This window comes from Campylobacter concisus (genome assembly GCF_002913745.1).
In the GTDB taxonomy this organism is placed as follows: Bacteria; Campylobacterota; Campylobacteria; order Campylobacterales; family Campylobacteraceae; genus Campylobacter_A; species Campylobacter_A concisus_R.
In genome coordinates, this window is record NZ_PPCG01000056.1 from 1 (window position 1) to 23,299 (window position 23,299).

General features: G+C 40.6%; 19 protein-coding genes, 6 tRNA genes and 1 pseudogene. 1 reads left to right on the forward strand and 25 read right to left on the reverse strand.

Features of this window, described 5'->3' with window-relative positions:
• Window positions 1-322, forward strand: a pseudogene (locus tag CYO90_RS07220) (hypothetical protein); the annotation flags it as partial.
• A gap of 956 nt (window positions 323-1,278) precedes the next feature.
• Here the strand turns inward: CYO90_RS07220 and CYO90_RS07225 are convergent.
• From CYO90_RS07225 to CYO90_RS07345, 25 genes are all read right to left on the reverse strand, one after another.
• Window positions 1,279-1,353: transfer RNA gene (locus tag CYO90_RS07225), tRNA-Glu, on the reverse strand.
• A gap of 5 nt (window positions 1,354-1,358) precedes the next feature.
• Window positions 1,359-1,434, reverse strand: a tRNA-Lys gene (locus CYO90_RS07230).
• 121 nt (window positions 1,435-1,555) lie between these two features.
• Window positions 1,556-1,632: transfer RNA gene (locus CYO90_RS07235), tRNA-Asp, on the reverse strand.
• 12 nt (window positions 1,633-1,644) lie between these two features.
• A tRNA-Val gene (locus CYO90_RS07240) sits at window positions 1,645-1,720 on the reverse strand.
• A 16-nt stretch (window positions 1,721-1,736) separates the two neighbouring features.
• Window positions 1,737-1,812, reverse strand: a tRNA-Glu gene (locus CYO90_RS07245).
• A gap of 13 nt (window positions 1,813-1,825) precedes the next feature.
• Window positions 1,826-1,901 (reverse strand) — tRNA-Lys (locus tag CYO90_RS07250).
• Between the two features lie 237 nt (window positions 1,902-2,138).
• Window positions 2,139-2,870 (reverse strand): HEAT repeat domain-containing protein, encoded by a 732-nt coding sequence (locus tag CYO90_RS07255; protein WP_103579012.1) that lies wholly within the window; start codon window positions 2,868-2,870, stop codon window positions 2,139-2,141.
• 6 nt (window positions 2,871-2,876) lie between these two features.
• Window positions 2,877-5,246, reverse strand: coding sequence for a tetratricopeptide repeat protein (locus CYO90_RS07260; protein ID WP_103579039.1), 2,370 nt, complete (start codon window positions 5,244-5,246; stop codon window positions 2,877-2,879).
• 22 nt (window positions 5,247-5,268) lie between these two features.
• Window positions 5,269-6,759 (reverse strand): NADH-quinone oxidoreductase subunit NuoN, encoded by a 1,491-nt coding sequence (gene nuoN, locus CYO90_RS07265; RefSeq protein WP_004317979.1) that lies wholly within the window; start codon window positions 6,757-6,759, stop codon window positions 5,269-5,271.
• On the reverse strand, window positions 6,756-8,267 hold the full coding sequence (locus CYO90_RS07270; protein WP_103579013.1) for an NADH-quinone oxidoreductase subunit M: 1,512 nt from the start codon (window positions 8,265-8,267) through the stop codon (window positions 6,756-6,758). Before CYO90_RS07270 ends, nuoN begins: the two co-directional genes overlap by 4 nt.
• The gene (gene nuoL, locus CYO90_RS07275; protein WP_103579014.1) at window positions 8,267-10,105 is read right to left on the reverse strand and encodes an NADH-quinone oxidoreductase subunit L; all 1,839 of its coding nucleotides are present in this window, start codon (window positions 10,103-10,105) and stop codon (window positions 8,267-8,269) included. The genes CYO90_RS07270 and nuoL overlap by 1 nt, the downstream gene beginning before the upstream one ends.
• 3 nt (window positions 10,106-10,108) lie before the next feature.
• On the reverse strand, window positions 10,109-10,411 hold the full coding sequence (nuoK, locus tag CYO90_RS07280; RefSeq protein WP_004317991.1) for an NADH-quinone oxidoreductase subunit NuoK: 303 nt from the start codon (window positions 10,409-10,411) through the stop codon (window positions 10,109-10,111).
• Window positions 10,408-10,944 carry an NADH-quinone oxidoreductase subunit J gene (locus tag CYO90_RS07285; RefSeq protein WP_103579015.1) on the reverse strand — a complete coding sequence of 179 codons (537 nt, stop codon included), beginning with the start codon at window positions 10,942-10,944 and terminating at the stop codon, window positions 10,408-10,410. Before CYO90_RS07285 ends, nuoK begins: the two co-directional genes overlap by 4 nt.
• Window positions 10,937-11,575 carry an NADH-quinone oxidoreductase subunit NuoI gene (gene nuoI / locus CYO90_RS07290; protein WP_103579016.1) on the reverse strand — a complete coding sequence of 213 codons (639 nt, stop codon included), beginning with the start codon at window positions 11,573-11,575 and terminating at the stop codon, window positions 10,937-10,939. The genes CYO90_RS07285 and nuoI overlap by 8 nt, the downstream gene beginning before the upstream one ends.
• Before the next feature lie 8 nt (window positions 11,576-11,583).
• A complete protein-coding gene (gene nuoH, locus CYO90_RS07295) occupies window positions 11,584-12,579 on the reverse strand; it encodes an NADH-quinone oxidoreductase subunit NuoH (RefSeq protein ID WP_103579017.1) in 996 nt (331 codons plus the stop codon).
• Window positions 12,572-14,872 (reverse strand): NADH-quinone oxidoreductase subunit G, encoded by a 2,301-nt coding sequence (locus CYO90_RS07300; RefSeq protein WP_103579018.1) that lies wholly within the window; start codon window positions 14,870-14,872, stop codon window positions 12,572-12,574. Before CYO90_RS07300 ends, nuoH begins: the two co-directional genes overlap by 8 nt.
• Window positions 14,869-15,579, reverse strand: coding sequence for a hypothetical protein (locus tag CYO90_RS07305; protein ID WP_103579019.1), 711 nt, complete (start codon window positions 15,577-15,579; stop codon window positions 14,869-14,871). The genes CYO90_RS07300 and CYO90_RS07305 overlap by 4 nt, the downstream gene beginning before the upstream one ends.
• On the reverse strand, window positions 15,576-15,806 hold the full coding sequence (locus CYO90_RS07310) for an NADH-ubiquinone oxidoreductase subunit E family protein (protein ID WP_004317978.1): 231 nt from the start codon (window positions 15,804-15,806) through the stop codon (window positions 15,576-15,578). Before CYO90_RS07310 ends, CYO90_RS07305 begins: the two co-directional genes overlap by 4 nt.
• On the reverse strand, window positions 15,803-17,032 hold the full coding sequence (gene nuoD, locus CYO90_RS07315) for an NADH dehydrogenase (quinone) subunit D (RefSeq protein ID WP_103579020.1): 1,230 nt from the start codon (window positions 17,030-17,032) through the stop codon (window positions 15,803-15,805). The genes CYO90_RS07310 and nuoD overlap by 4 nt, the downstream gene beginning before the upstream one ends.
• Window positions 17,029-17,793 (reverse strand): NADH-quinone oxidoreductase subunit C, encoded by a 765-nt coding sequence (locus CYO90_RS07320; protein WP_103579021.1) that lies wholly within the window; start codon window positions 17,791-17,793, stop codon window positions 17,029-17,031. Before CYO90_RS07320 ends, nuoD begins: the two co-directional genes overlap by 4 nt.
• A complete protein-coding gene (locus CYO90_RS07325) occupies window positions 17,790-18,302 on the reverse strand; it encodes a NuoB/complex I 20 kDa subunit family protein (protein WP_103579022.1) in 513 nt (170 codons plus the stop codon). The genes CYO90_RS07320 and CYO90_RS07325 overlap by 4 nt, the downstream gene beginning before the upstream one ends.
• The gene (locus CYO90_RS07330) at window positions 18,284-18,673 is read right to left on the reverse strand and encodes an NAD(P)H-quinone oxidoreductase subunit 3 (RefSeq protein ID WP_012001119.1); all 390 of its coding nucleotides are present in this window, start codon (window positions 18,671-18,673) and stop codon (window positions 18,284-18,286) included. Before CYO90_RS07330 ends, CYO90_RS07325 begins: the two co-directional genes overlap by 19 nt.
• Window positions 18,674-18,780: 107 nt before the next feature.
• Window positions 18,781-20,415: a multidrug ABC transporter permease/ATP-binding protein gene (locus CYO90_RS07335; RefSeq protein ID WP_103579023.1), complete on the reverse strand. Its 1,635-nt coding sequence runs from the start codon at window positions 20,413-20,415 to the stop codon at window positions 18,781-18,783.
• Window positions 20,415-21,779 (reverse strand): coproporphyrinogen III oxidase family protein, encoded by a 1,365-nt coding sequence (locus tag CYO90_RS07340; protein ID WP_103579024.1) that lies wholly within the window; start codon window positions 21,777-21,779, stop codon window positions 20,415-20,417. Before CYO90_RS07340 ends, CYO90_RS07335 begins: the two co-directional genes overlap by 1 nt.
• Window positions 21,780-21,969: 190 nt before the next feature.
• The gene (locus CYO90_RS07345; RefSeq protein ID WP_103579025.1) at window positions 21,970-23,286 is read right to left on the reverse strand and encodes a hypothetical protein; all 1,317 of its coding nucleotides are present in this window, start codon (window positions 23,284-23,286) and stop codon (window positions 21,970-21,972) included.
• Window positions 23,287-23,299: the final 13 nt, after the last annotated feature.

Sequence of the window (23,299 nt, forward strand, 5' to 3'; positions counted from 1 at the left end):
ATTTTTTTTAAAAAATAGACGAAGAGCGGCGCTAAAAAGCTTAGAAGTTTCAGACTTTAAAAAAAAGATGATCTTTGAAGTAGATGAGAAAAATTTGGCATTTTACGAAAATGAGCCAAAAGAAAATGAAATTTTTGACATAAAAGATGTAAGTGAAATTTACGAGCTTAAAAATATCTTTGTCATCTTTATAAATAAAAAAATTCATCTTGTCTTACCAAAAAATAAAGAAACCTCAGAGCTAGTAAAAGCACTTATAAAAAAGAGCAAAAAAGAGCTACTACTTTTTAAAAATTTAGACTATAAAAGTATTGTGAGATAGTAATTTACTATAAACTTTCAACACTCAACAAAAAGCCAATACAAATATAAGCAGTATTGAGATACGATAAAAATTATATTCTTAAAAAGAGTAATAAACGCGGCAAAACTAAAAAATAAACATATAATGTGTTTCTTAATTCTATGGAAAATTTATAACATTTTCACATGATATGCAGATTACCAAAATATCTAAATTTTAAGATGATACGGAAACAGATAAAAGTTACTTTATGGCTAAATAAGTATGAGGCAAAACAGGTAAATGTGTAGCAAATAAAATTCCAAGTATTTGATATATAAAATATAATGATGAGTTTATACCCAAATAGCTGAAACTACTATACAAATGAATTAACATTAATATTGCTTGAGCTTAGCAATCTAAGCAAGAGTGTAAAAACATGTAACGCTTATGATAAATTAATAGATTATGTAGCTTTAGTCCATTTTAAAAGTAAAATATTCTGAAAATAAATTTACTAATCATAAGGTCACATAAAATAGTATAAAAATTTTCTAGCTGTAGATTTATCTTACTACAACAAGTAGATGAAGATATATTATAAGCATAGATTATCTATATTAAAAAAAGATCTTGCTTCATTTTAAATAATGAATCTAGTCATAGTCGCAAAAAACACAAAAAACGATATACTCAATTTTATTAAGGCTAATAAATACAATGACACACAACTATGGCATTATACTCAACACTTAACCAGCACCTCTAATTAACAACATCTTTAATTTTATATCACATAGTGTATTTATATAAAAAATAGATATTACTCAATCTTTAACAGAATCTTTTCAAATTTATAATAGTTATTTATTAATTGATCATAGATGTATTTAACTCTGATTTACAACAACATACAAATAGTTGAAACATATAAGAAAATAAAATCTTTACTAATAAGAATTAATCTTTAAATTATATCAAAGTATTAAGAATGGTGACCCATACGAGACTCGAACTCGTGTTACCAACGTGAGAGGCTGGTGTCCTAACCGCTAGACGAATGGGCCAAAGATGGTGCCCCGTGTAGGTCTCGAACCTACGACCCCATCATTAAGAGTGATATGCTCTACCAACTGAGCTAACGAGGCAAGATTAAATATCAATAACAAATCGTAAAGTGTTATCTTAGAACTTATAATCTTAAAATTTAATTTGACACTCAATAATGGGTGCTTTATGAGACGCAACCTTAACCTAAGGTTTAATAGATGGCGCAGCGGACGGGGCTCGAACCCGCGACCTCCGCCGTGACAGGGCGGCATTCTAACCAACTGAACTACCGCTGCACCTAAAAGTAATGGTGGTCGCTATAAGACTCGAACTTATGACATCCACCTTGTAAGGGTGGCGCTCTACCAACTGAGCTAAGCGACCTAAAATTTAAAATATCTGGCGACCCTTAGAGGATTTGAACCTCTGTTTCTACACAGAGAAAGTAGAGTCCTGAGCCACTAGACGAAAGGGTCATAAACCCAAAAATGGTGTCCTGCGTTGGATTCGAACCAACGGCCCCCTCATTAAAAGTGAGATGCTCTACCGACTGAGCTAGCAAGACATGATTATTTAAAAAAGAATTGAGATTATACAAAAAACATTATTGTATGTCAAGAAAAAATTAAATTTTAAATCAAATTAAAGCTATTTTGTCCGCTATCTCTAAGCAAAAATATAAAAATTTTATTTTTAAATCTTCTCAATTTAAAGCTAAAATTTCTTATAAATTCAAACCATTTTTACTTTGTAGCCAAACAAGCAAAACTCCTTTGAGCATCTAATACGCTTAGTGGCAAATTTAATTCTTGCCTAAAAATCTTACCGCTATTTTTCTAGCTTTTTCTATCTTTTCAGCCTCTTGATTTTGGACTGCACTAGAAGATATCCACTTTTTACCAAATAAATTTTGAGCCGCTTCTATCATAATTGCGCAGGCGTATGGCTCTTTTTCGCTAGAGATGCCTTGCAAAAATGCGGCTTTTGTTTTATCTCGCAAGATTGCTTGGCTGACCCTGTGAAAGGACATCTGCATAAGGCTAGCTGCCGCCCATGCCCTGCAAAGGTTATCTTTGCTGTTTAACATCTCGCTTATTAAAATTTCTATTTGCTCTAACGAGCCAACCCAGCCAAGCGCTATTATAAGCTTGCGGCGAAGAGCAGCATCATTTGTCTCCAAAAAAGAGGTGATTTGAGGGATAAGGCGGTCACAAAACGCGGTGTAAAAATCTCTATGCTTAGATTTAGTGAGGATTTGCGCTATAAGATAGATGGTTTCTATTTTTAATTTTTGATCGCTCTTTTTGGATAAGCGCTCAAATAAAAATTCCAGTCCAGCGCCTCCATGCCTATCAAAACTGCTTTCTAAATTTAGTTGCCCGCCCTCTTGCCACTCTTTGCAAATGAGCTCATAGTGATACGCTATCTCATCACTTGCGCCTAAATTTGCTATAAATTTGATCCTTTTGCTATCTGGGAAATTCTCTTTTTTAAGCTCTAGATACTCTCTTTCAAGATCATTTAAACTTAGCACTAAATTTTACTTTATCATCTCAAGTTTGGCTTTGCAGGCATCTTTGTAAGCACTTATGAAATTTGAGCCAACGCATTCGTTTAGATAGGGTTTAGCTAGCTTATACTGCTTTTGCCTGATGTAAATTTCACTTGCCAAATTTAGCGCATGCAAGCGGTCCTCTGGCTCAAGCTTCATATTTAGTATAAATTTCGCCTCATCAAGCGCCTCATCGAGGTTATCTGTCTTTAACGAAGCCTCTGAGTAGTCAAAATTTAGCTTTGGTGAGAAGGTATTTATCTTGGCTCTAGTTTGCAGCTCAAGCGCCTTTTTAGCGTAGGTTGCAGCGATAGCATAGTCGTTGCTCTTCATCGCGTAGTCACATATAGCTGCGTATGCCTCGATGATCTTAAAGTCCTGCCCTCTTAGCTGCTCGATCGCGCTGATCGTTGAGACCGCCTCAGTAAAGCGCTTTAGCGCAAGCAGCGAGTAAAATCTATCAAAAAGCGATGGCGTAGGATCCGAGTACTCGACCGCTGAACCAAGCGAGAGCGCGTCATTTGCCGCAGTGATCGCATGCTCGTAGTCTTTATTTTTATATAAAATTTTGCTCAAATTTACCAGCCACTCGACTCTATCTTCTAAATTTTCATCCTTAACATGTGCCTTGGCAAGCTCTAGAGCATCGTTGTAGCGCGCCGTTCTAAAATAGCAGTTAAATAGCTTAAACTGTGGCAAAGAGACCTTGCTCACATCGTAGTTTTCTAGTAAATTTACAACTGCCGTGCAGTCATCTTTGATGAAAAATTCTTTTGTTAGCTCAAGCGCAGCCTCATTTACTAGCTCCATCGCCCGGCTTAAATTTTCATCTTTTGCGAGGTTATTGTAAGCTAGCGCATCGGCAAATTTACGCTCTTTTAGATCAAGCTCAAGCTCGCTGATTAGTGCCTTTTGGCTGATATTTGTGCCGGCATATTTTTCGATGAGATCTTTATATCTTGCGTGAAGTGCGGTGGCATTTTTGTCGTCCTCTTCAAAAAATAACCCATCCTTTGCCTTGGCGACCTCATCGATATAATCGCCATATTTAAACTCTTTTTCGTATCTGTTTAGATACTCATACGCCCTTTTTTCATCTTTGGTTTTGGCTAAATTTAGCGCTAAATTTTTTAATGCTGCCTCGTAAAAATCCTTTGTCCTATCGCTATTATTTACCAAAATTTCATAAATTTTAGCAGCCACGTCTGGCATATCTTTGCTGGCAAATGTATAGGCTAAATTCATCGATTTTGTCGGATCGTTCATGAAAAATTTTTCATTTGCATTTGCGATCTTTAGCACAAATTTCTTTGCCTCGTCAAATTTCTCTTTATCGATATTTGCATCTGCTAGACTTAGTGCTGCCCTGCTTGCAAGGTTGATGTCGTTTGTAGAGTAGAGCACCTTTTCATAGTCGCTTAACGCCTCTTTTTGCCTGCCTATTTTATATAGGTAGTCAGCATAATCAAGCGTGGCAAGCTTTGTAAATTTTGACTCCGCGTGCTCTTCGCTTAGTATGTCAAGCATATATTTTGCATCACTTGCGATGCTATCTTTGAGGTAAGCTCTAGCGATGAGATATAGCACCTCTGGGTAGTTTTCATCAGAAGGGAATTTTCTTATCCAAGCTCTGCCCTCGCTTACGATATCTTTTGGCTCCAGCCCCTCAAACTCGCTCTTTGTCTCAAAAATTTTATCAAGCGCTCTTAGTCTAAAAAGTAAAAACTCACTTGAGAAAAGACTGGCTGGGTGCCTTTTCATCGCTGTTTGCGTATCTTTTACCACGCTTTCATAAGCGCCCTTTTCGTAAGCTCTTTTTATATTTATGTAGATATCTATATCGTTGCTATCAAGCCCAGCGATAGGCGCTTTGTTAAGATCGAGCGCTCCGATGCTTGGACTTAGCATATCCCTAAAATCAGGCGAAAAATTTAGCCCAGACACTCTTTTGTTGTTTTCACTTAGCGAAGTGTCGATGATGATGCTAAAGTGCTTTGAAATGGTCGTCTTTGGCGTATCTTGCACGCTTGGACTGCTGTAAAGCTCAGTTTGAACATTTAGAAGTTTTGAAGGCGCTTTTGGCATGATGACGATGAAGAGCTTGCCGTCTTGCTTTTTATATTTTATGTCCATTAAAGGCAGCGTCGTATCTTCGATCTTTGGCAAGATCCCATCATCGAGCATACAAACGTAGCGCTTCGTATCATAGGCTAAAATTTGCTCCACACATTCAAATTCTTTCTCGTCACTTAGCTGAAGGACGCTATAAGGCTTATTTGCGTTTGCGCCACTATTTAGGCTAAGGCTAAAGGCGGATAGATAAAGCGGTAAAAATAAGATGGTTAAGAGCTTTTTCATGCCGCCATTATAGTTAAATTTTCTAAAATCCTGAAGCAAAGACAAAATGCTCGATAAATTCCAAAATCGCCCCAGAAAATAAAAAGGCAAAGACCGTGCCAGCAACGGCAACTCCAACGATCACTTTTAGCGCCATCGAGACGTTTGAGATGTAGATATTTTTATCTTTTACGATAGGCTCTTTTAAAAACATAAAGACGATGAGCTTTAGGTAGTAATAAATAGCAATCGCAGAGTTTATCATAATGATGAGGCTAAGCACGACGTAATCAGACTTTATGAGCGATGAGATAAGCACCATCTTGCCCCAAAATACGCTAAAAGGCGGTATGCCAGCAAGGGCGATCATGAAAATTCCCATTATCACGGCGTAACTTGGCAAAATTTTAATAAGCCCTGAAAATTTCTCATACGGATGTTTAAAGCGTTTGTCCCAGCAGACGACGTCATCGCACCTTGCGACCCAGAGCATAGAAAATGCGCCCAAATTTGCAAACAAAAACATGATCCAGTAGAAAAACAAGGCGACATTTGCCTCGTGAGAATTCGCTACAAGCGCGCAAAGCACGACACCAGCGTGAGCTATCGAGCTAAAAGCGAGCATCCTTTTGACGTCTTTTTGCACTAGCGCCATGATGTTTGCAAGGCTCATCGTAAGCACGGCGATGATGTAGAGCATATCTTTTATCCATGAAATTCCAGAGCCCTCAAGCATCGCAAAAATTCTTAACGCGACGATAAATCCCGCCACCTTTGGCACGATCGACATATAGCCTGCTAGCGGGGCATTTGAGCCCTCATAAACGTCTGGTATCCATGTGTGAAATGGTATGAGCGAGAGCTTAAAACCAATGGCTGAAGCGATGAAAACGCAGCCAAGAAGGATTATTAAATTTTGATTTAGGCTAAGATCTTTTATGACAACGCCTATACGAGCGATGTCTATTGAGTTTGTTGCTAGATAAAACATCGCTATTGCCATCGCAAAAAAGCCAGCTGAGAGCGAGCCCATCGCGAAGTATTTGATAGCAGCCTCGACGCTTTTTGCCTTGTTGTGAAGGGCGATTAGGGTGTAGAGGCAAAGCGAGCTGATCTCAAGACCTAAAAAGATGATGAGTAGGTTGTTTGAGCTCACCATAAACAAAAATCCAGCGATCATAAACAAAAATAGCGCGTAGTACTCGTAAATTTTATACTCAAAATACTCTTTTGTGCTAAGTGCCAGCGGGATGAAAAGAGCTGAGGCGATTAGGATAATGATCTGCGAGATGATAGAAATTCCATCAACTAAAAGCATATCCCAAAAGCTTAGGCTAAGCCCGTTAAAATCAAGCGTAATGCCTAAATTTACAAATATAGCGATGATGCAAAATACGCAGTAGAAATTCCTTGAAAGATCCTTTTTTATCGCTCCAACTATGAGGATAAAAAGTGCAAAAACCATCATGCTAAGCATCGGCGAGAGTGATTGCAAAGAGATCTCGTTTAGGTCTAAAAAGGCTATTTCGTTCATAGTTTGCTCCCGCCATTTAAAGATGAAATTCTATCCTTTGTGCCACTATTTACAGCTCTAGTTTGCATTTTGCCTATGATATTTTGCACGCTTGGCTCAAGCGGTTTTAGTATCAAATTTGGTGCGATACCAAGAATGATTATGAGCAAGCAAAGTGGCACAAGAGCGGCTAACTCTTTAAAATTTAGATCCTTTAGGCTTAAATTTTTCTCCTTGCACTCGCCAAAAAATACCCTTTTATAAAGCACCAGCATATAAACAGCGCCCACGATGATGCTAAAGCCACCAAGTAGCGCAAAGAGCTTGTTTAGCTTAAATATGCCAAGTAGGCTCAAAAACTCGCCTACAAAGCCAATCGTTAGTGGCAGGCCGATACTTGCAAGCGTTGCTATAAAAAATATGAGTGCGTATTTTGGCATGACCTTGGCAAGACCGCCAAATTCGCAAATTTCTTTGGTGTGAGCTCTCTCATAGATGACGCCAACTAACAAAAATAGCGCGCCACTAACGATGCCGTGGCTTATCATTAAAAATATTGAGCCGCCAAGGCCTATTAAATTTAGTGAAAAGATGCCAAGCATGATGACGCCCATGTGTGAAATGGAGCTATAAGCGATCACTTGCTTCATGTCGCTTTGCGCGTAGGCAACAAGGGCTGCGTAGATGATCATGATGATAGCTATGACGCAGACAAAGCCACTTAAAAGTAGGCTAGCGTCTGGAAAAAGTGGGAGTGAAAATCTCACAAAGCCGTAAGTGCCCATCTTTAAAAGCACGCTAGCAAGCAGCACCGAGCCGATAGTTGGAGCCTGTCCGTGCGCGTAAGGCAGCCACGTGTGAAATGGAAATAGCGGAGTTTTCACGCCAAAAGCGAAGAAAAATGCTAAAAATAGCCAAATTTGAGCATTTTCTCCGATGCCAAGCTTGTACCAATCAAGCAGATTAAAGCTAAATACGCCGCTTTTTTGATAGCACAGATATCCGATAAAGATGATCGCTACTAGCATAAAGACAGAGCCTAAAAATGTATAGATGAAAAATTTGATCGCCGCGTAAATTCTATTTTTACTGCCAAATGCGCCGATGATGTAAAGAAGCGGTATGAGGCTAAGCTCCCAAAAGCTGTAAAACAAGATCATATCAAGCGCGCTAAAGACGCCCATCATCGTACTCTCTAAAAAGAGCACGCTAATAACAAGATGCTTTAAATTCCCATCATCGCTAAGTGCGGCGATAGAGATAAAGCTCATAAATGCGCTAAGGACTATAAGCACAAGTGAGATGGTGTCGATGCCGACAAAATAGCTGATATTTAGGCTTGGTATGAGCGAGACTTGATGCGTTAAAACAAAGTCATAACCCTGAAAATCGACATTGACGCAGATAAAAATGGCTAGTAAAAGCTCGATAAGAGCGATGCTTGCTCCATAAAATTTGATGCTTTTATTTTCTATCAAAAAGCCAAGTATTGCGCTTATTGCTGGGAAAAATATGATAACACTTAGCATTATTTGGCTCCGTTTAATAAAAATATAAAGCTTAAAAGCAAGGCAAATCCTGCGACCATAAATCTAAGCATGACGCTAAGATCGCCACTTTGCATTTTATTTGCAAGATATGCAAATTTAGTAACCACAAATGCGACAAAATCGACACTTCGATCGACTATCATCTCGTCAAATTTCTTACAAATTTTAGAGACTAAAGCGTAGCCATTTATAAAAAATTTCTCATAAAATTTTGGTATAAAGTAGGCATTTTGCAAAATTTTGTAAATTTTACTCTCGCAAATGCTCTCTTTAAAAATTTCTTTTTTATATGCAAACACAGCAAAGCCAGCACTTGCAAGCACTAAAGTAAGCGTTAAAACGAGCAAGAAAATTTCACTGCTGTGAGATAAATTTAGCTTAAAATCCCCAAGGCTGTTACTTAAAAACTCACTAAAGTTGCTCCAAAAAAAGCCACTGATGACCGAGAGAACACCAAGCACGCTCATGCCAACAAGCATGTAGTTTTTGGCCTCATGTGCGTGCTCCTCGCTCTTTGGTCTTGCAAAAAAGACAAGCATAACAAGCCTAAAACTATAAAATGCCGTAAGCACCGCACCAAAGAGCAAGACGGCCCACAAAATTTGATCTTCACTAAAGGCGACCTCTAAAATTTTATCTTTTGAAAAAAAGCCAGCAAATGGATAAAATCCAGCCAATGCGCAGCTTGCGATGATAGAAAGAAGTGCAGTTGGCTTCATAAATTTATAAAGCCCACCCATTTTTTTGATATTTAGCTCGTCATTCATCGCGTGCATAACGTTGCCAGCGCACAAAAAGAGAAGCGACTTGAAAAATGCGTGCGTGGCAAGGTGAAAAAGTGCGATCTTGTAAGCGCCTAGGCCAGCGGCTACAAACATATAGCCAAGCTGCGAAAGCGTCGAGTAGGCGACTATCTTTTTAAGGTCGTTATGCACAAGCGCGATGCTTGCGGCAAATATCGCTACAAATGCACCAAGGCAGGCGATAAAGTGCGATACTTCGGGCACATTTGCAAAGATGAAATTTGCGCGTATGACTAGATAGACGCCAGCTGTTACCATGGTCGCAGCGTGTATGAGCGCAGAAACTGGCGTTGGTCCCTCCATGGCGTTTGCAAGCCAAGTGTGAAATGGAAACTGCGCGCTTTTACCCATGGCACCTATGAAAAGAAGTGTGGCGATGATACCTAAATTTAGCCCAGAAAGGTCGCTTCTAGCGCTAAAAACCTCGCTAAATTTAAGCGAGCCAAAGCTATAAAATATATAAAAGATGCCAACAAGCATCGCTAGGTCAGCCACTCTGTTCATCACGAAAGCCTCGTTTGCAGCGATATTTGCGCTAGGCCTTTTATACCAAAAGCCAATGAGCAGCCAAGAGCAAAGCCCAACGCCCTCCCAGCCGATAAATAGCCCTATGAAGTTATCGCTTGAGACAAGGACGTTCATGCAAAAGACAAAGAGCCCAAGGTAGCTAAAAAAGCGGTTAAAGCTCGCATCATCTCTCATGTAGCCAATGGAGTAGATATGTACGATGCTAGCAACCACGCCCACGGTGCTAAGCATCACAAGGCTGATGGCGTCAAGGTAGAAGCTAAAGCTAAGATCAAGCGAGCCTAAGTTTATAAACTCTTTTAGGGTTAAATTTAGTGGCTCATCTACGCTAAGACTAGCCGTTAGCATGAGTGAAGCCGTGGCGCTAACGATCATGAGAAGCGAGCAAAAAAGACCGATAAATAAATTCTTACTGCTATGCGAAAAGATACCAGCTATGATGAAGCTAAGAAGCGGGAAAAATAGCGAAATACAAAATAAAATCATCTCTTAGCCTTTCATATTTGTCATCGAATCTAAACTGATGCTGCCAGTCTTTTTATACCAAAGCACGAGAAGACCTAGTCCCACAGCGACCTCGCTAGCAGCGATGGCTACTATAAAAAATGCGATGATCTGCCCAGTTAGGTCAAAGTAGTATTTTGAGATGGCTGCAAGCGCGATATTTGCTGAGTTTAGTAAAATTTCACTTGAGAAAAAAAGCATTATCAAATTTCTTCTTCTCATTATGCCAACAAGCCCTATGACAAAGACTAGACTTGCTAGGATGAGGTAGTGAGTAAGTCCTATCATAGCATCTCCTCAAATTTGCTTTGCGCGTCTAGGTCTTTGTGTATCAAGATGATGCCAGCCACCATCGCCACAAGCAGCATGATAGCGCACATCTCAAAGGCCAGCAGATACTTGCTAAAGAGCAAAATTCCAACCGCTTCGATGTTGCCAAGACTGGCGAGGGTAGAATTTACCACCTCTTGCTTAGCGCTATAGATCGGCGCTAAAAAGATAAATATCAAAAGAAGCACTACGAAGCTGCTTAAAAGATAGACGATGATCTTTGCTTTTTTGTCACTTTTTGGCTCACACTCCTTGCTGGTGTCAAAAAACATCATCGCAAATGCGTATAAAACGACCACTGCGCCTGTATAGACGACGATTTGCACCACGCCTAAAAACTCAGCCCCAAGCAAGAAAAATATAGCTGATATAAAAACCATGCCAGCAGCTAGCGCAGAGACCGCATTTAGGGCGTTCTTGCAAAGCACGCTAAAAGAAAAACTAACTAATATAAGGGCGCTAAAAAGATAAAATGCAAAGCTCTCATACATCGCTTGACCCTTTTAAATTTATATCCATCACTTCTGCCTTATCTTCATTTGTAAGCGCATTTGGCGTCTTTTTCACTAGGCTATTGGCATTTTTAGGTAGCGCGCCATAGCCCTCAAACTCGGCTTGATCTTTTAAAAATTTATCATCTGTTAAAAACTCAGCCTTTGTACCAAAGAGGATTTTATTTTCACTTGCGACCTCGTACTCTTGCCCGCAAACTATGGCAAGCTCAGGGCAGACATCAGCGCAAAAACCGCAATAGACGCACCTACTTAAATTTATCGTGTAGCTTGCGACCTTTTTGCGGCCATCTTCTCCAAGCGAGGTCTTCATCGAGATGCAGTTGCTAACGCAAATTTTCTCACATAGCCCACAGCCTATGCAGCGCTCATTTTCGCTTTCAACAAATTTTAAAAGCCTATGAATTCCCCTATATCTGGCGTTTAGCTCCATCTTTTGCATAGGGTATTTTAGAGTGTGCGACTTGCTAAAGAGCATCTGCTTTAGCGTGATCTTTAGCCCCACCAAAAGATCAAGCTTAAAAGTAGCGGCGATGAAGTGCTTAAATTTATCAAATGTCCCTTTTGGCTCTATCTTTTCGTCTATCAAAATATATCTTTTCTCGCTCATTTTACGCCTTAGATAAGTAGTGCAAAGCCGGTGATTACGACATTTAAGATACCAAGCGGAAGTAAAATTTTCCAGCAAAGCATGCTAAGCTGATCGACCCTTAGATGCGGCCACGACGCCCTCGTCCAAAGAAAAAAGAAAAAGACTAGGCTTGATTTTAAAATGATCATCAAAGCACCTGGGATAAATAAAAATTCATTAAAACCACCCAAAAATAGAAGCGTTATGATGATGCTTGCTGCGATCATATTTGTGTATTCGCCGATAAAAAACATCGCCCATCTCATGCCGCTATACTCGGTGCCATAGCCTGCTACGATCTCGGTCTCGTTTTCTGTTAAGCAAAATGGCGTTCTGTTGCACTCCACAAAGCTTGCCATCACGAAAAGCACGAAGGCTAGGGGCTGCTTGAAGATGAGCCAGTTAAAGATGCCTTTTTGGTAGTTGTTTATATCAACTAACGAGAGCGAGCTAGTCACCATGACAACGCTTAAAAGTGCCATGCCAGCGACTACTTCGAAACTAAGAAGCGCTACGACTGCACGAGCAGCGCTGATTAGTGCAAATTTATTGTAGCTTGCAAGACCTGCTGCAAGTGGCGAAAAGACGCAAACCGCTGCCACGCCAGCGATATATAAAACGCCTACGTTTATGTCAGCAAGTATCGGTCTAATCGTATGCCCAAAAATTTCAAACTCAGGCAAAAATGGCACCGGTGCAAGCGCTGCAAATGCCGCGATAGCAGAGATGAGAGGTGCTACTAAAAAGATAAATTTATTTGCATTTGCTGGGAGGATATCCTCTTTTGTAAAGAGCTTTATCATGTCAGCCACGATCTGAAGCACGCCAGCAGGTCCCACCATATCAGGCCCCACGCGGCGCTGCATGTAGGCTAGTACCTTTCTCTCAGCATAAGTCGCAAGTCCTGCAAGGCTAGCCATGACGGCCAAGATGACGACTGCTTTAACAATAGTTGTTATCACAAAAAATAGCATTTCACTCATTCTCTGCCTTTATTATTTTTATGCTAGCGTAGCAGTTACCCTCAAAAATGGCGCTTATATCAAGCTTCTCGTCGTAGTCGCCAAGATAGGCTGCCACGCCTCCTAGCTCGCTATCAAGCTCCACGCAAATGGCAAGTTTGCGCCCATTTTTTTCTAAAATGATCGCTTCATTTTGTGAAATTTCAAATTTAGCCATAAACTCGCTACTTGCGTAAAGTTTCGCGCGTTTAGCAGTCCCGCTAGCGTAGTTTGCAAAAAACGATGGCAAATTTATAGGATTTGCAAGGCTTATTAGCGCTTCGTCCTCTTTTAAATTTAGCTCATTTTTCTCTTTAAAAAGTGGCTCTATATCGTCTTTTGGCGTGAAATTTGAGATTTCAAGCCTGTAGCCTCTGTGGCTTGTGCCGTCATTTGCGTAAAAGTTTTCCAAATCATCAAATTTAACGCCCTTATAGCCCTTCTCCTTTGGCAAAAATGGCGTGTAGTCGATCGTATTTTCAGCCTCCAACCCAAGCGCATTTGCGATATCGTTTAAGAAGTAACCATTATGTGTCAAAGCCGCATTTGTCGGCACTACTTCGTTATTTATACTTGTAAATGTGCCCTCTTGCTGATTTAGCGCGCCAGCGTCAAGGTCGCCCTCAAAGATGCTAAATTTAAACTCGCCCATTTCATTGTATCCTAGCGTCTTGCCAGGCTTTTTCTCGTGTGAAAGCGTGCAAATTTTAGCCACGCCAAGCGAGTTTGTGCGAGGTGGTATGAGCATCACAGCAAAAGGCGTAGTTCTTGCGATCACTCCAGTAAGAGCTGCAAGTAAATTTGCATTTTCATGAGCGTAAAAGTCGCTACCTAAAATGAGCGTAAATTTAGCTTTGCCTTCGCTAAGAGTTGCCACTTCTAAGCCAAAGTTTTCATCAAATTTTTCAAGTCTAGCCATAAGCGCACTAGGTAAATTCTCACCCCAGTTTTTAAGGATAAATAGTAAAATTTGCTCCAATTTGCCAGCCTCATAGCTCACACAGGCGAAATTCTTTGAAAATTTCTTCACCACATCATCAGCGATGTGATGAAAGTAAATTCCACTAGCTTTATTCATCTTAAGGGCGTTATTTAGCTTATAGCTTGTTACTGGGCTCTCGTGGCGCAAGAAGCTGCCAGCAGAGATGATAAAGTCGCTATTTTTTAGGCTCTCATAGTCTGCGTTATATGAGCTAAGACCGCTAAATTCGCTAAAAATATTTAAGAAATTTTGAAATTTAAAAGCCTCATCGTTTAGTAAATTTAGATCAAATTTCTCTCTCAAACGCTCCAAAATAAGCGCCTCTTCGTTTGTTATGAAGCTATTAAATTTTATATTTTTTATGTTGCCGTTTTTAAAATTTGAGATGAGCTCGTTAAATTTCGTCTCATTTTTGCGGGCATTTTCATTGTGAAAGTCGTAGCCAAACCTTGCCGCACCGCTGATCTCGCCAAAGTGAAAGTCGTTGCTAACGCGGTAAATTTGCTTGCTTCTATCGCTAGTGCTTTTTTCTTTTACGTCATAAAAAATGAGCTCGCAGTCGCTTTGGTGCGGATTTGCCGCTGGGACACGGCTTAGCTCCCAGATATTTGAGCTATACTGAAAATTTGAGCTAACAAGCGCGCCAACAGGACAAACGCTAATGCACTCGCCACAAAATGAGCAGTCCAAATTTTCGCCCACACTTGGGGCAATTAGGCTCTTTTGCATCTTGCTAAAGACGGCGTAGGCATCTTTTGGCATGCTCTCTTTTAGCTCTTTTGGCACTTCAACGCCTCTTGGCACCGTTTTTAGCGCGCTCTCGCCGATCTTATCTTTGCAAACCGTCACGCACCTCTCGCAGACCACGCAAAGGGCTGGGTCGTAGTTTATGAGCCCCCATTTTTTGTGCGGTTTATGCGTATCCTCTATGGCAAATTTTTGATCATTTACGCGTAAATGCGCCGTTAAATTTTGTAGCTCGCACTCGCTACTTTTGTCGCAAACGCCGCATTGAAGGGGGTGATTGACGCAGTAGGTCTGCATGATCGCATTTCGCTCGGCAGCGATCTCTGGCGTATTTGTGTAAATTTGCATATCCTCTTTAGCTTTGGCGTTGCAGCTATAGACCACTTTGCCGTTTGCCTCGACCATGCAAAGCCTGCAAGCAAGCGTTGGCGAACAGCCGCTAAGGTAGCAAAGCGCAGGGATGTAGATACCATTTGCCCTTGCGATGTTTAGGATGCTCTCGCCCTCGTTTGCCTCTAAAATTTGATCGTTTATGGTGATTTTCATTTGCTAACTACTACTTGTTTAAATGCATATCCATCAAAATTTTTTGCGCCAAGCAGGGCAACCGTGCCTTTTAGCGTTGGATCAAGTCTAAATTTAGCGCTCACGCTAAAGTCTTTTGCCTTTAAATTTAAAATTTCGCCATCCTTTGCCTTTGCCACGATGCCAAACTGCACGCCGCCCACGATCTCGTCGCTTGCGTTTTTGTTTAGATAGACGACCGCTCCGTCAAAATTGTCAAGCTCTCTTAGCTCGCCAACTTCGCCACCTGCTACAAATTCTCTCACCTCGCCGCCTGCTAAGACGACATTTTTGCCTAAAATTTCAAGCAGCCAAAAGATCGCGTCTTTATCTGGATGAGTAAAAAAAGAGTCATCGATGATCACGTTTTTTACGTCCTTTATCCACTCGCCAAGCTCTTCAAACTCCTCCTCGCCCACGTTACACTCGCCACTTATCAGCCCATCATCAAGCTCATCAAAAAACTCATTTTGCACCAAATTTGCATACTTACAAAGAAGCGCTAAGACGTAGCTTATTGATCCTATCTCACAGCGGATCAAATTTTTACTGCCAAGCTCGTTATCTTCAAAGCATGAGATGTATTTAAACTCGTGCTCTTTTATCTTTTTTGCTAAATTTTTGTCGCTCAAACTTAGTAAATTTGCGATACTTAGGCTCTTGCCTGCTACTAGATCATTAAATTTCATATCTTGCCCTTTTTTATCGTTAATGCCCAATCAACTTGGTTAAATTTAAGCGAGTTCATCACCTCGCAGTTTAGGTTATAAGCCAAATTTACAGCCTTTGTTACACCGCTGTAATCACCTATCTCAAACAAAAATATCACCACTTCGTCTGGCTCGCTAGCCTTTATCTGCTGTCCAAGAGCGCTCAAAAACTCTCCCTTTAGATGCCTAAGATCGACCCTTCTCATCTATCAACCTCGCCTAAGATGATATTTGTGCTGCCTATTATCGCAGCCACATCTGCCACATACTGTCCAACTAGCATATCTTCGTAAATTGCGCAGTGCCAAAAGCTTGGCGTGCGAATTTTTAGGCGATACGGGCTTGCGCTGCCGTCTGAGTTTATATAAATTCCAAGCTCGCCCTTTGGCGACTCACTAGCAAAGTAAATTTCGCCCTTTGGTGGCTTTAGCCCCTGAGTTATCAGCACAAAATGCTGCATTAATGAGTAGTTTTGGCTCATTATCTGCTCTTTTGAAGCGCTCACATACTCTGGCGCATCGGCGATGATAGCGGGACTACTTGTCTGATACTTGCTAACGCACTGCTTTAAAATTTTCACACACTCGCGCATCTCTTTCATATAAAGTAGGTATCTTGCGTAGCAGTCGCCCTTGGTGGCGTAAGGCACGTCAAATTCTAGCTCGTCGTAGATGAGATATGGCTCTTCTTTTCTGATGTCGCGCGCGATGCCACTTGCTCTTAGCATGACGCCAGAGCAGCCGCTACTAAGGGCTAGCTCTTTGCTAACTACACCCATGTCTATTAGCCTTGCTTGCCAAATTCTATTTTCACTTAGCATATCTTCGTAAAGCGTGATGTCGCTTGGAAATTTCTCGCAAAATTTAAGCAGCTCCTCGCACCAGCCATCAGGCAGATCAAGCGGCACGCCACCGATCCTTATGGAGCTATGCGTTAGCCTTGCGCCGCAGTATTTTTCTATGAGATCAAGGACATATTCACGCTCTCTAAATGCGTATAAAAAGACGCTCATTGCCCCCACGTCAAGGGCGTGCGTGGCTAAAAATAAAAGGTGCGAGCTGATGCGGTTTAGCTCTAAAAGCATCACTCTAATGATCTGCGCACGGCGAGGCACTTCTATAGCACAAAGCTTCTCCACGGCCGCGCAAAATGCGTAGTTATTCGCACTTGATGCTATGTAATCGACCCTGTCAGTTACTGGGATAAATTCCTGATAGGTCATATTTTCAGCCATCTTTTCAACGCCTCGGTGCATAAAGCCAACCTCTGGCATAGCGCGCACGACCTTTTCTCCGTCAAGCTCAAGCACAAGCTTTAGCTGTCCATGTGCGCTTGGGTGTTGTGGGCCAAAATTTAGTATCATCTTGCCGTCATTTTGCTCAAATTCTAAATTTTCAAAAAATGGTTTTAAGCGGTTTGGTGCCTGGCTCAAGGTCTTTCCTTTACTATCTGGCTTTGGTTAAATTTAGCCTTTTTGACAAATCTCACGCCGCCTTCTTCTTGATACTCGTAGTCTTCATTTTCGTCAAACACTCTTGAAAAGCCAAAGGTATCTTTCTCATCGACAAAGGCTGGATCGCGGTTCTCTTCGCCGATCTGCTCTCTAAACTCACGCCCAAAAATTTTATCCACCTCGTACCATTTAGCAGCCTCGTCACCAACTAACGGATAGCTTTTTAGTAGCGGGTGCGAGTGCCAGTCATCAGGCATTATAAGACGCTTTAAATTTGGATGATCTTTGATGAGAACGCCACTTAGATCATACATCTCGCGCTCAGCCCAGTTTGCGCTTTTGTAAAGCTCGCAAACGCTTTTTAGCATTTCGTCCTTTTTGACAAAGCACTTTACTCGCGTGCGCCTATTTTTGCTAACACTTAAAAGCTGATAAAAGACCTCATATCCACCTTTTTGAGCTATATAATCAACCGCCGCAAGCTCGCAAAGCTGCTCGTAGCCAAAGTTTTTTAACGTTTCAAGCGCTTTAAAATTTTCACTTGAATTTACATAGAGAACAAGTTGGTCAAACTCCACGTAGCTAGATAAAATTTCCACTCCGCTTTGCTCTAAAAGAGCAAGCTCCTCGTCAAATTTAGAGCCACTTGCTGCTTCTTTTGGCGTTTCTTTGGCGATATAAAATTTCTCGCTGTAGTACTGCTTTTTTTGCAGGTCGTTTTTTGGCTTATACTCTCTCATATTTTGAGCTTTCTTGGCTTTTGCGCCCTAAATGCACTTTGTTTTCTTATCTTTTTTTGAAGCATCATAAGTGCATACTGAAGCGTCTCTGGGCGCGGGGCACAGCCCGGGATGTAGATATCGACGGGGATTATGCGGTCTACACCTTGAACGGTCGAGTAGGTGTTAAACATGCCACCAGTGTTTGCGCAGCTACCCATCGAGATGACCCACTTTGGCTCAGGCATCTGGTCGTAAAGCCGCCTTGTAAATTCAGCGTGCTTTTTAGTTAGCGTGCCAGCTATAATCATCACCTCTGAGTGCCTTGGACTAGCCCTAAAAATGGTGCCAAATCTATCAAAGTCATATCTGCTAGCACCACTTGCCATCATCTCGATCGCACAGCATGCAAGCCCGTAGCTAAGCGCCCAAAGTGAGTTGCTCCTGCCCCACTGCACGAGCTTATCAACGGTTGTTAAAACTACTGGCAGACCGCCATTTGCAGCGTAGTTTATCTGATGCTTTGCCATTTAAAGACTCCTTTTTGCCAAGCGTAGGCAAAGCCGATGAGTAAGATCGCCACAAAAAGCAGCATCTCAATGAGCCCAAATAGCCCAAGCAGCCTAAAATCCACCGCCCACGGATACATAAAAATGACCTCAACGTCAAATAAAATAAATAAAATTCCATAAAAAAAGTAGTGGATATTTATCTTATTTGGCTGCTTTACGGTTGTCGGTCCGCACTCGTAAAAGCCAACTTTTAAGCGCTCGGTGTTGCGGTTGGCTAGCTTTTTGCTTATTTTTGAAGATAAAAATGTTATCAGACTAAATGAACATGTAGCTAACAAAAGTATGATAAAAGCGCCAAGATAGGTGCTATCAAGCTCTGAGTGTGACATACTTCGCCTTTTTTGATTTTTCAAAATTCTACTAAATTTAAATTTATTTGATCTTGAAATAGCTCAAGAGTAGCGCACTCAAATCTCTTTTTGTGTAAAAAATACTCTTATTTTATCTTCTCAACGGCGTCTTTTGCAGCACTTATGCGCTCAGCCTCATCAAGCTCGCGCACAAAGCCGTCTTTTACTAAAATGATCCTAGTTGCCACGTCAAAGTAGCTATCATCGTGGCTTACGGCGATGACGCTTATGCCTTTGCTTTGCAAAAACGGCAAAATTTCTTTATAAAATTTACGCTTAAATAATGGGTCTTGATCGGCCGCCCACTCATCAAGGATAAGGATAGAGCGGCGCTCTAAGATGGCTATTAGCAGGCTTAGTCGCTTTCGCTGACCGGTTGAGAGCTGCGTGGTGCTAAGTTTATTATCAATGACACTTACCTTTTTATCTATCTCAAGCAGAGCCAAGAGCCCCTCTATATCGCTTTGGCTGGCAAAGCCGTCACGAGAGAGCGTTTGCGAAAATAGATAAAAATCAGCAAAAATAGCACTTATCTTTGCTTGATAGCTTTGTAAATTTGCATCATCTATCTTTGTGCTATCAAGGTAAATTTCACCGCTACTTGGGCGGATAAGTCCGCAAAGAATGTTTATAAGCGTGCTTTTGCCGCTGCCATTTTTACCGATGATAAATGTTATCTCACCGCGTTTGATCTCTAAATTTACATCATTTAGGCTAAATTTGCCCTGCTCGTAGTTGAAATTTATATCCTTTAGTCTGATACTTTGCCACTCGCCACTTAGACTATCGTCAAATTTAAAGCCCTCTTTAAATTCATTTAAATTTAAACTCATGATCTTTTCTAAGCTCACTTTTGCGCTAAGTGCGGCTGGTATGGAGCCAACCATGCTCATAAACGAGCCTCTTAAAAATAGTATCGTTAGACTGATACTAAGTGCTGTTTGCAGGCTCGCCCAGCCAAATGCCACGCACAAAAATACGCAAAGTCCGACTGCGCCAAGGAGCATTACGTTTGTGAAATTATCACTTAGCGCGTGAAATACGTCAGCTTTTACCATGCTTTGGCGCTTCTTGTCGCCTGTCAAATTTAGCTCATCAAAGCAAATTTGCGCTCTTGCTCTGTTTAGACTAAGCTCTCTATGCCCCTCAACGATGTCGTCGTAGTGCCTTTGCAGCGCGTCATCTTGCGTCCTTGAGTCTTTAAAGTAAAAGTGGATCTTTTTCATCAAAAGCGTGTTTATAAAAAGCGTTACGCCGATCCAAACGGCCAGAAATATAAAAACTTTTGGCGCGATCACGCAAAGATAGATGCTAGCACAGATGATGAAAACTAGGCTTTGTATGAAGCCAGTAGCGCTCATAAAGGCAAATGTGATCGTTTTTATGTCGTTGTTTAGACTTGCTATGATCTTTGCCTTGCCGATCTCGTTTATCACGCTATTTGGCGTGTCTAAAATTTGCTTTACGCTTTGGTATCTAAGCTCGTAAATAAATTTATGTCCAAAATTTGTGAGTGAGATGTTTGCAGCGATGGCGCTTAGAAAAAAGAGGAGTAAAACCACTATAAATTTAACCGCCAAGGGAGCGTTAAATTCTTTTAAATTTACAAGTTCGTTGTTGATAAAAGAGAGCGTCCAGACGCCAAGCCCGCTAAAGGCAAGCGTCAGGATCACTATTTTGATTATTGAAAAAAGATTGCTTTTTATTAAATTTGCAAGCATTACATGGCAGCACGTGGCTGAATGATGTTTTGATCAAATTTTTGCTCGGTATTTTCACTCATGATGTGAAGCACCTTGCTGCGTTTGATCTTTGCGTCATCCTTAAATATCGCGCGCACCTTGTCCATGCCAGCGTAGAAGTCTCGCATAAGCACGACGCAGATGTATTTGCCAAAAAATGTTGGCTTGATAACGCCATTTTCTTCGTAGATCGCATTTACAAGTTTTAGCAAGCTAAGCTCGACAAATAGGTCTTTGTTGATGTTTGCCTCGTTTTGCTCATTATAGGTTTTGATATCCACGGCACCGTCAAAAAGCCTTGTTAAAAATGTATATTTTAGTCTCTCTTTTTTGCTAAATGCGCATTTTGCGATGACTGGGCTTTGTCTTTCTTTGATCTTTCTGCCGTAGTCAAGTAGGTTAAAGGCATTTATCACAAGCTCGCCGTTTAAGAAGCTAAACGCGCCACTACCAACGCCCACGTACTCTAAATTTGAGCCTACATATTCGTCGCGAAGGTCTGCGCTTTTTTCATTTGAAAACGCCCAAGCGTTGCTTTGCTTATAGCCACCTTTAGCAAATTCACTCACGATGATCTCGTAAAATTCGCGCTCATTATCGACGTTTGAGACGCCAAGTGCGCGGGCGATGTTCTCTCTTGTTAGCTCTGATTTCATGAGCGGATAGAAGGTGATTTGCTGTGGAGAGATCGATTTTGCAGTGTTTATGTCGTTTATTAGCTGCTCTTTTGTTTGATTTGGCAGGTTAAAGATGAGATCTAGGCTGATAACTGGGATCTTGCCGATAGCCAGCTCTATCTTTCTTTTTGTCTCCTCGGCTGAGCCAAATTTCTCATATCTGCCAACCCTTTTTAAAGTCTCATCATCAAAGCTTTGCACGCCTACGCTTAAGCGGTTGATGAGCCCATCAAAACGGCTTAGGCTCTCTGGTGAGATATGATTTGGGTCGCTCTCTGCTGAGATGTCCTCTATGCTAAAGAGATCTTTTGCTAGCTTTAGCGTCTTTTCAAGCTCTGGCTCGTTTATAAGCGTCGTACCACCGCCCACATAAAGCGAGTCAAAGTCAAAACCAGCCTCTTTTATCTGCCTCATCTCCTCGCGTAAATTTTCAAAGTAAATTTTGGCAAGCTCATGCTCGTAGTGGTACTTGTGAAACGAGCAATACGGGCAAAATGTGTGACAAAATGGCACGTGAGCGTAGAGCATATACTTTTTGTCTTTTTTTGGAGTTTTGGTGTAAGTCGTGTTTAAAATGTCTATGTTAAATTCGTTATATAGCGATTTTTGTATAGAATTATGAGCGTAATTTACAGCAAAACTCTCAATGATATTTTTAAAAATCATAATTAATCGCCTTAAATAAGTTAATTTTAATTTAGTCCATTAGGATAGCCAAATTTTAATAAATTTAGCCTTGCATTAACGTAAATTTTGAGTAAAAAATGCAATCATTTTTTAAATTTTCTATTTTTACAAACCTGCGATTTTTACATATCTAACTCGCTTTTGCTCTATAAATTTAAGCTTAGCCTACTTACTCTTTTACTCTTGAGATGACCTTGCTTGAGTCAAGCTCAAATTTCACTCCGTCTTTTGTCTGCAAGTAGTAAAATTTACCGATATTGCAAAGTGACTTCACATCATAAATTTTAACCGCCTTTTCATCTATCTCGCAAGGCGTTTGCTCTTTGCCTTTTGTCTCGCAAAGTGAGCTAGGTAGCGCTTTTAACGCACTTTTATCTACAAGCAAAAATTTATAATCCACATCGCCTATGTTAAAGGTTTTTGCTGTGTATTTGATAAACAAAAGTGAGTTTGAAACGATCATAAGCGAAAGCGCAGCGTAAAAAATAAATAAAAAGTCCCTTGTCTCTTTGATGCTCGCAACGCCCAGCATAAAAGAGAGCATAAACGAGCAAAAGAGTATCCAAAGTGCCAAAAATCCACCATCTTTTAAGACAACAACCGAAATGATAAAAAGCAAAAGCATGATAAGCGATAAAAGATAGATGATGAAATTTGATCTATCTTTAAAGAAAACTGCCAAATTTACCCCAGCATAAGAGAGCAAAAGTAGCGATAAAATGGCGCCCCAGCCGTAGTTTAGCTTGAATGCCGCAAAGGCTAAAATGGCAAATGAGATGAGCGTTAAAAAATAGATGAAATTTGAGCTATAAAAAAATAGAAATTTTGGCTTTTTAAATTTATATTTTTTATCATCATTTTGATAAAGGTAGGAGACAAAGACCAAGATAGCGATCTCAAAAGCTGTCACGATCGCGGTCGCACAAAAGAGCAAAATGCCTGTAAATATCATCTCAGCGCTATCTAAACTCGGAAAATAGCCGATCTCAAAGCCAAAATACAAAAAGTAGCAAAGCATGCTAACGACTGGAACGATGAAATTTGAGTGTTTAAAGAAAAAAGCAACACACTCTTTTATGAAATTTGCCTTTAAATTTGCCGAGTGCTCGCCAAGACGGCTCTCAAAATACGAATTAGAAAGCAGCTCATTTTTTATCTTTTCAAGGCGCTCCTCCTCGCTATCTGCTGCGCCTTTATAAATTTCATAGTTTTTGTCTTCAAAATCCTTTGTGATCTCATCTTTTATGTCTAAGATCACAAAGCAAATTCGCTCTTTTAGCTCGCTAAGCTCCTTTGAAATTTCAGCGTAATTTGTCCTATTTAGCTTTAAATAAAGCTCGCATTCGTTTTCTAAAAACGCTATTAGCCTACCTTGTTTGCTGCCTATGATATGAGAGTTTAAAAACCTAGCCTTAATAAAATTTATAAATTTACTAGCCTCTTTTACGCTCTCATCTTTTTCATCTAAAATGTCTTGATAACTCAAATTTAAATCCTAA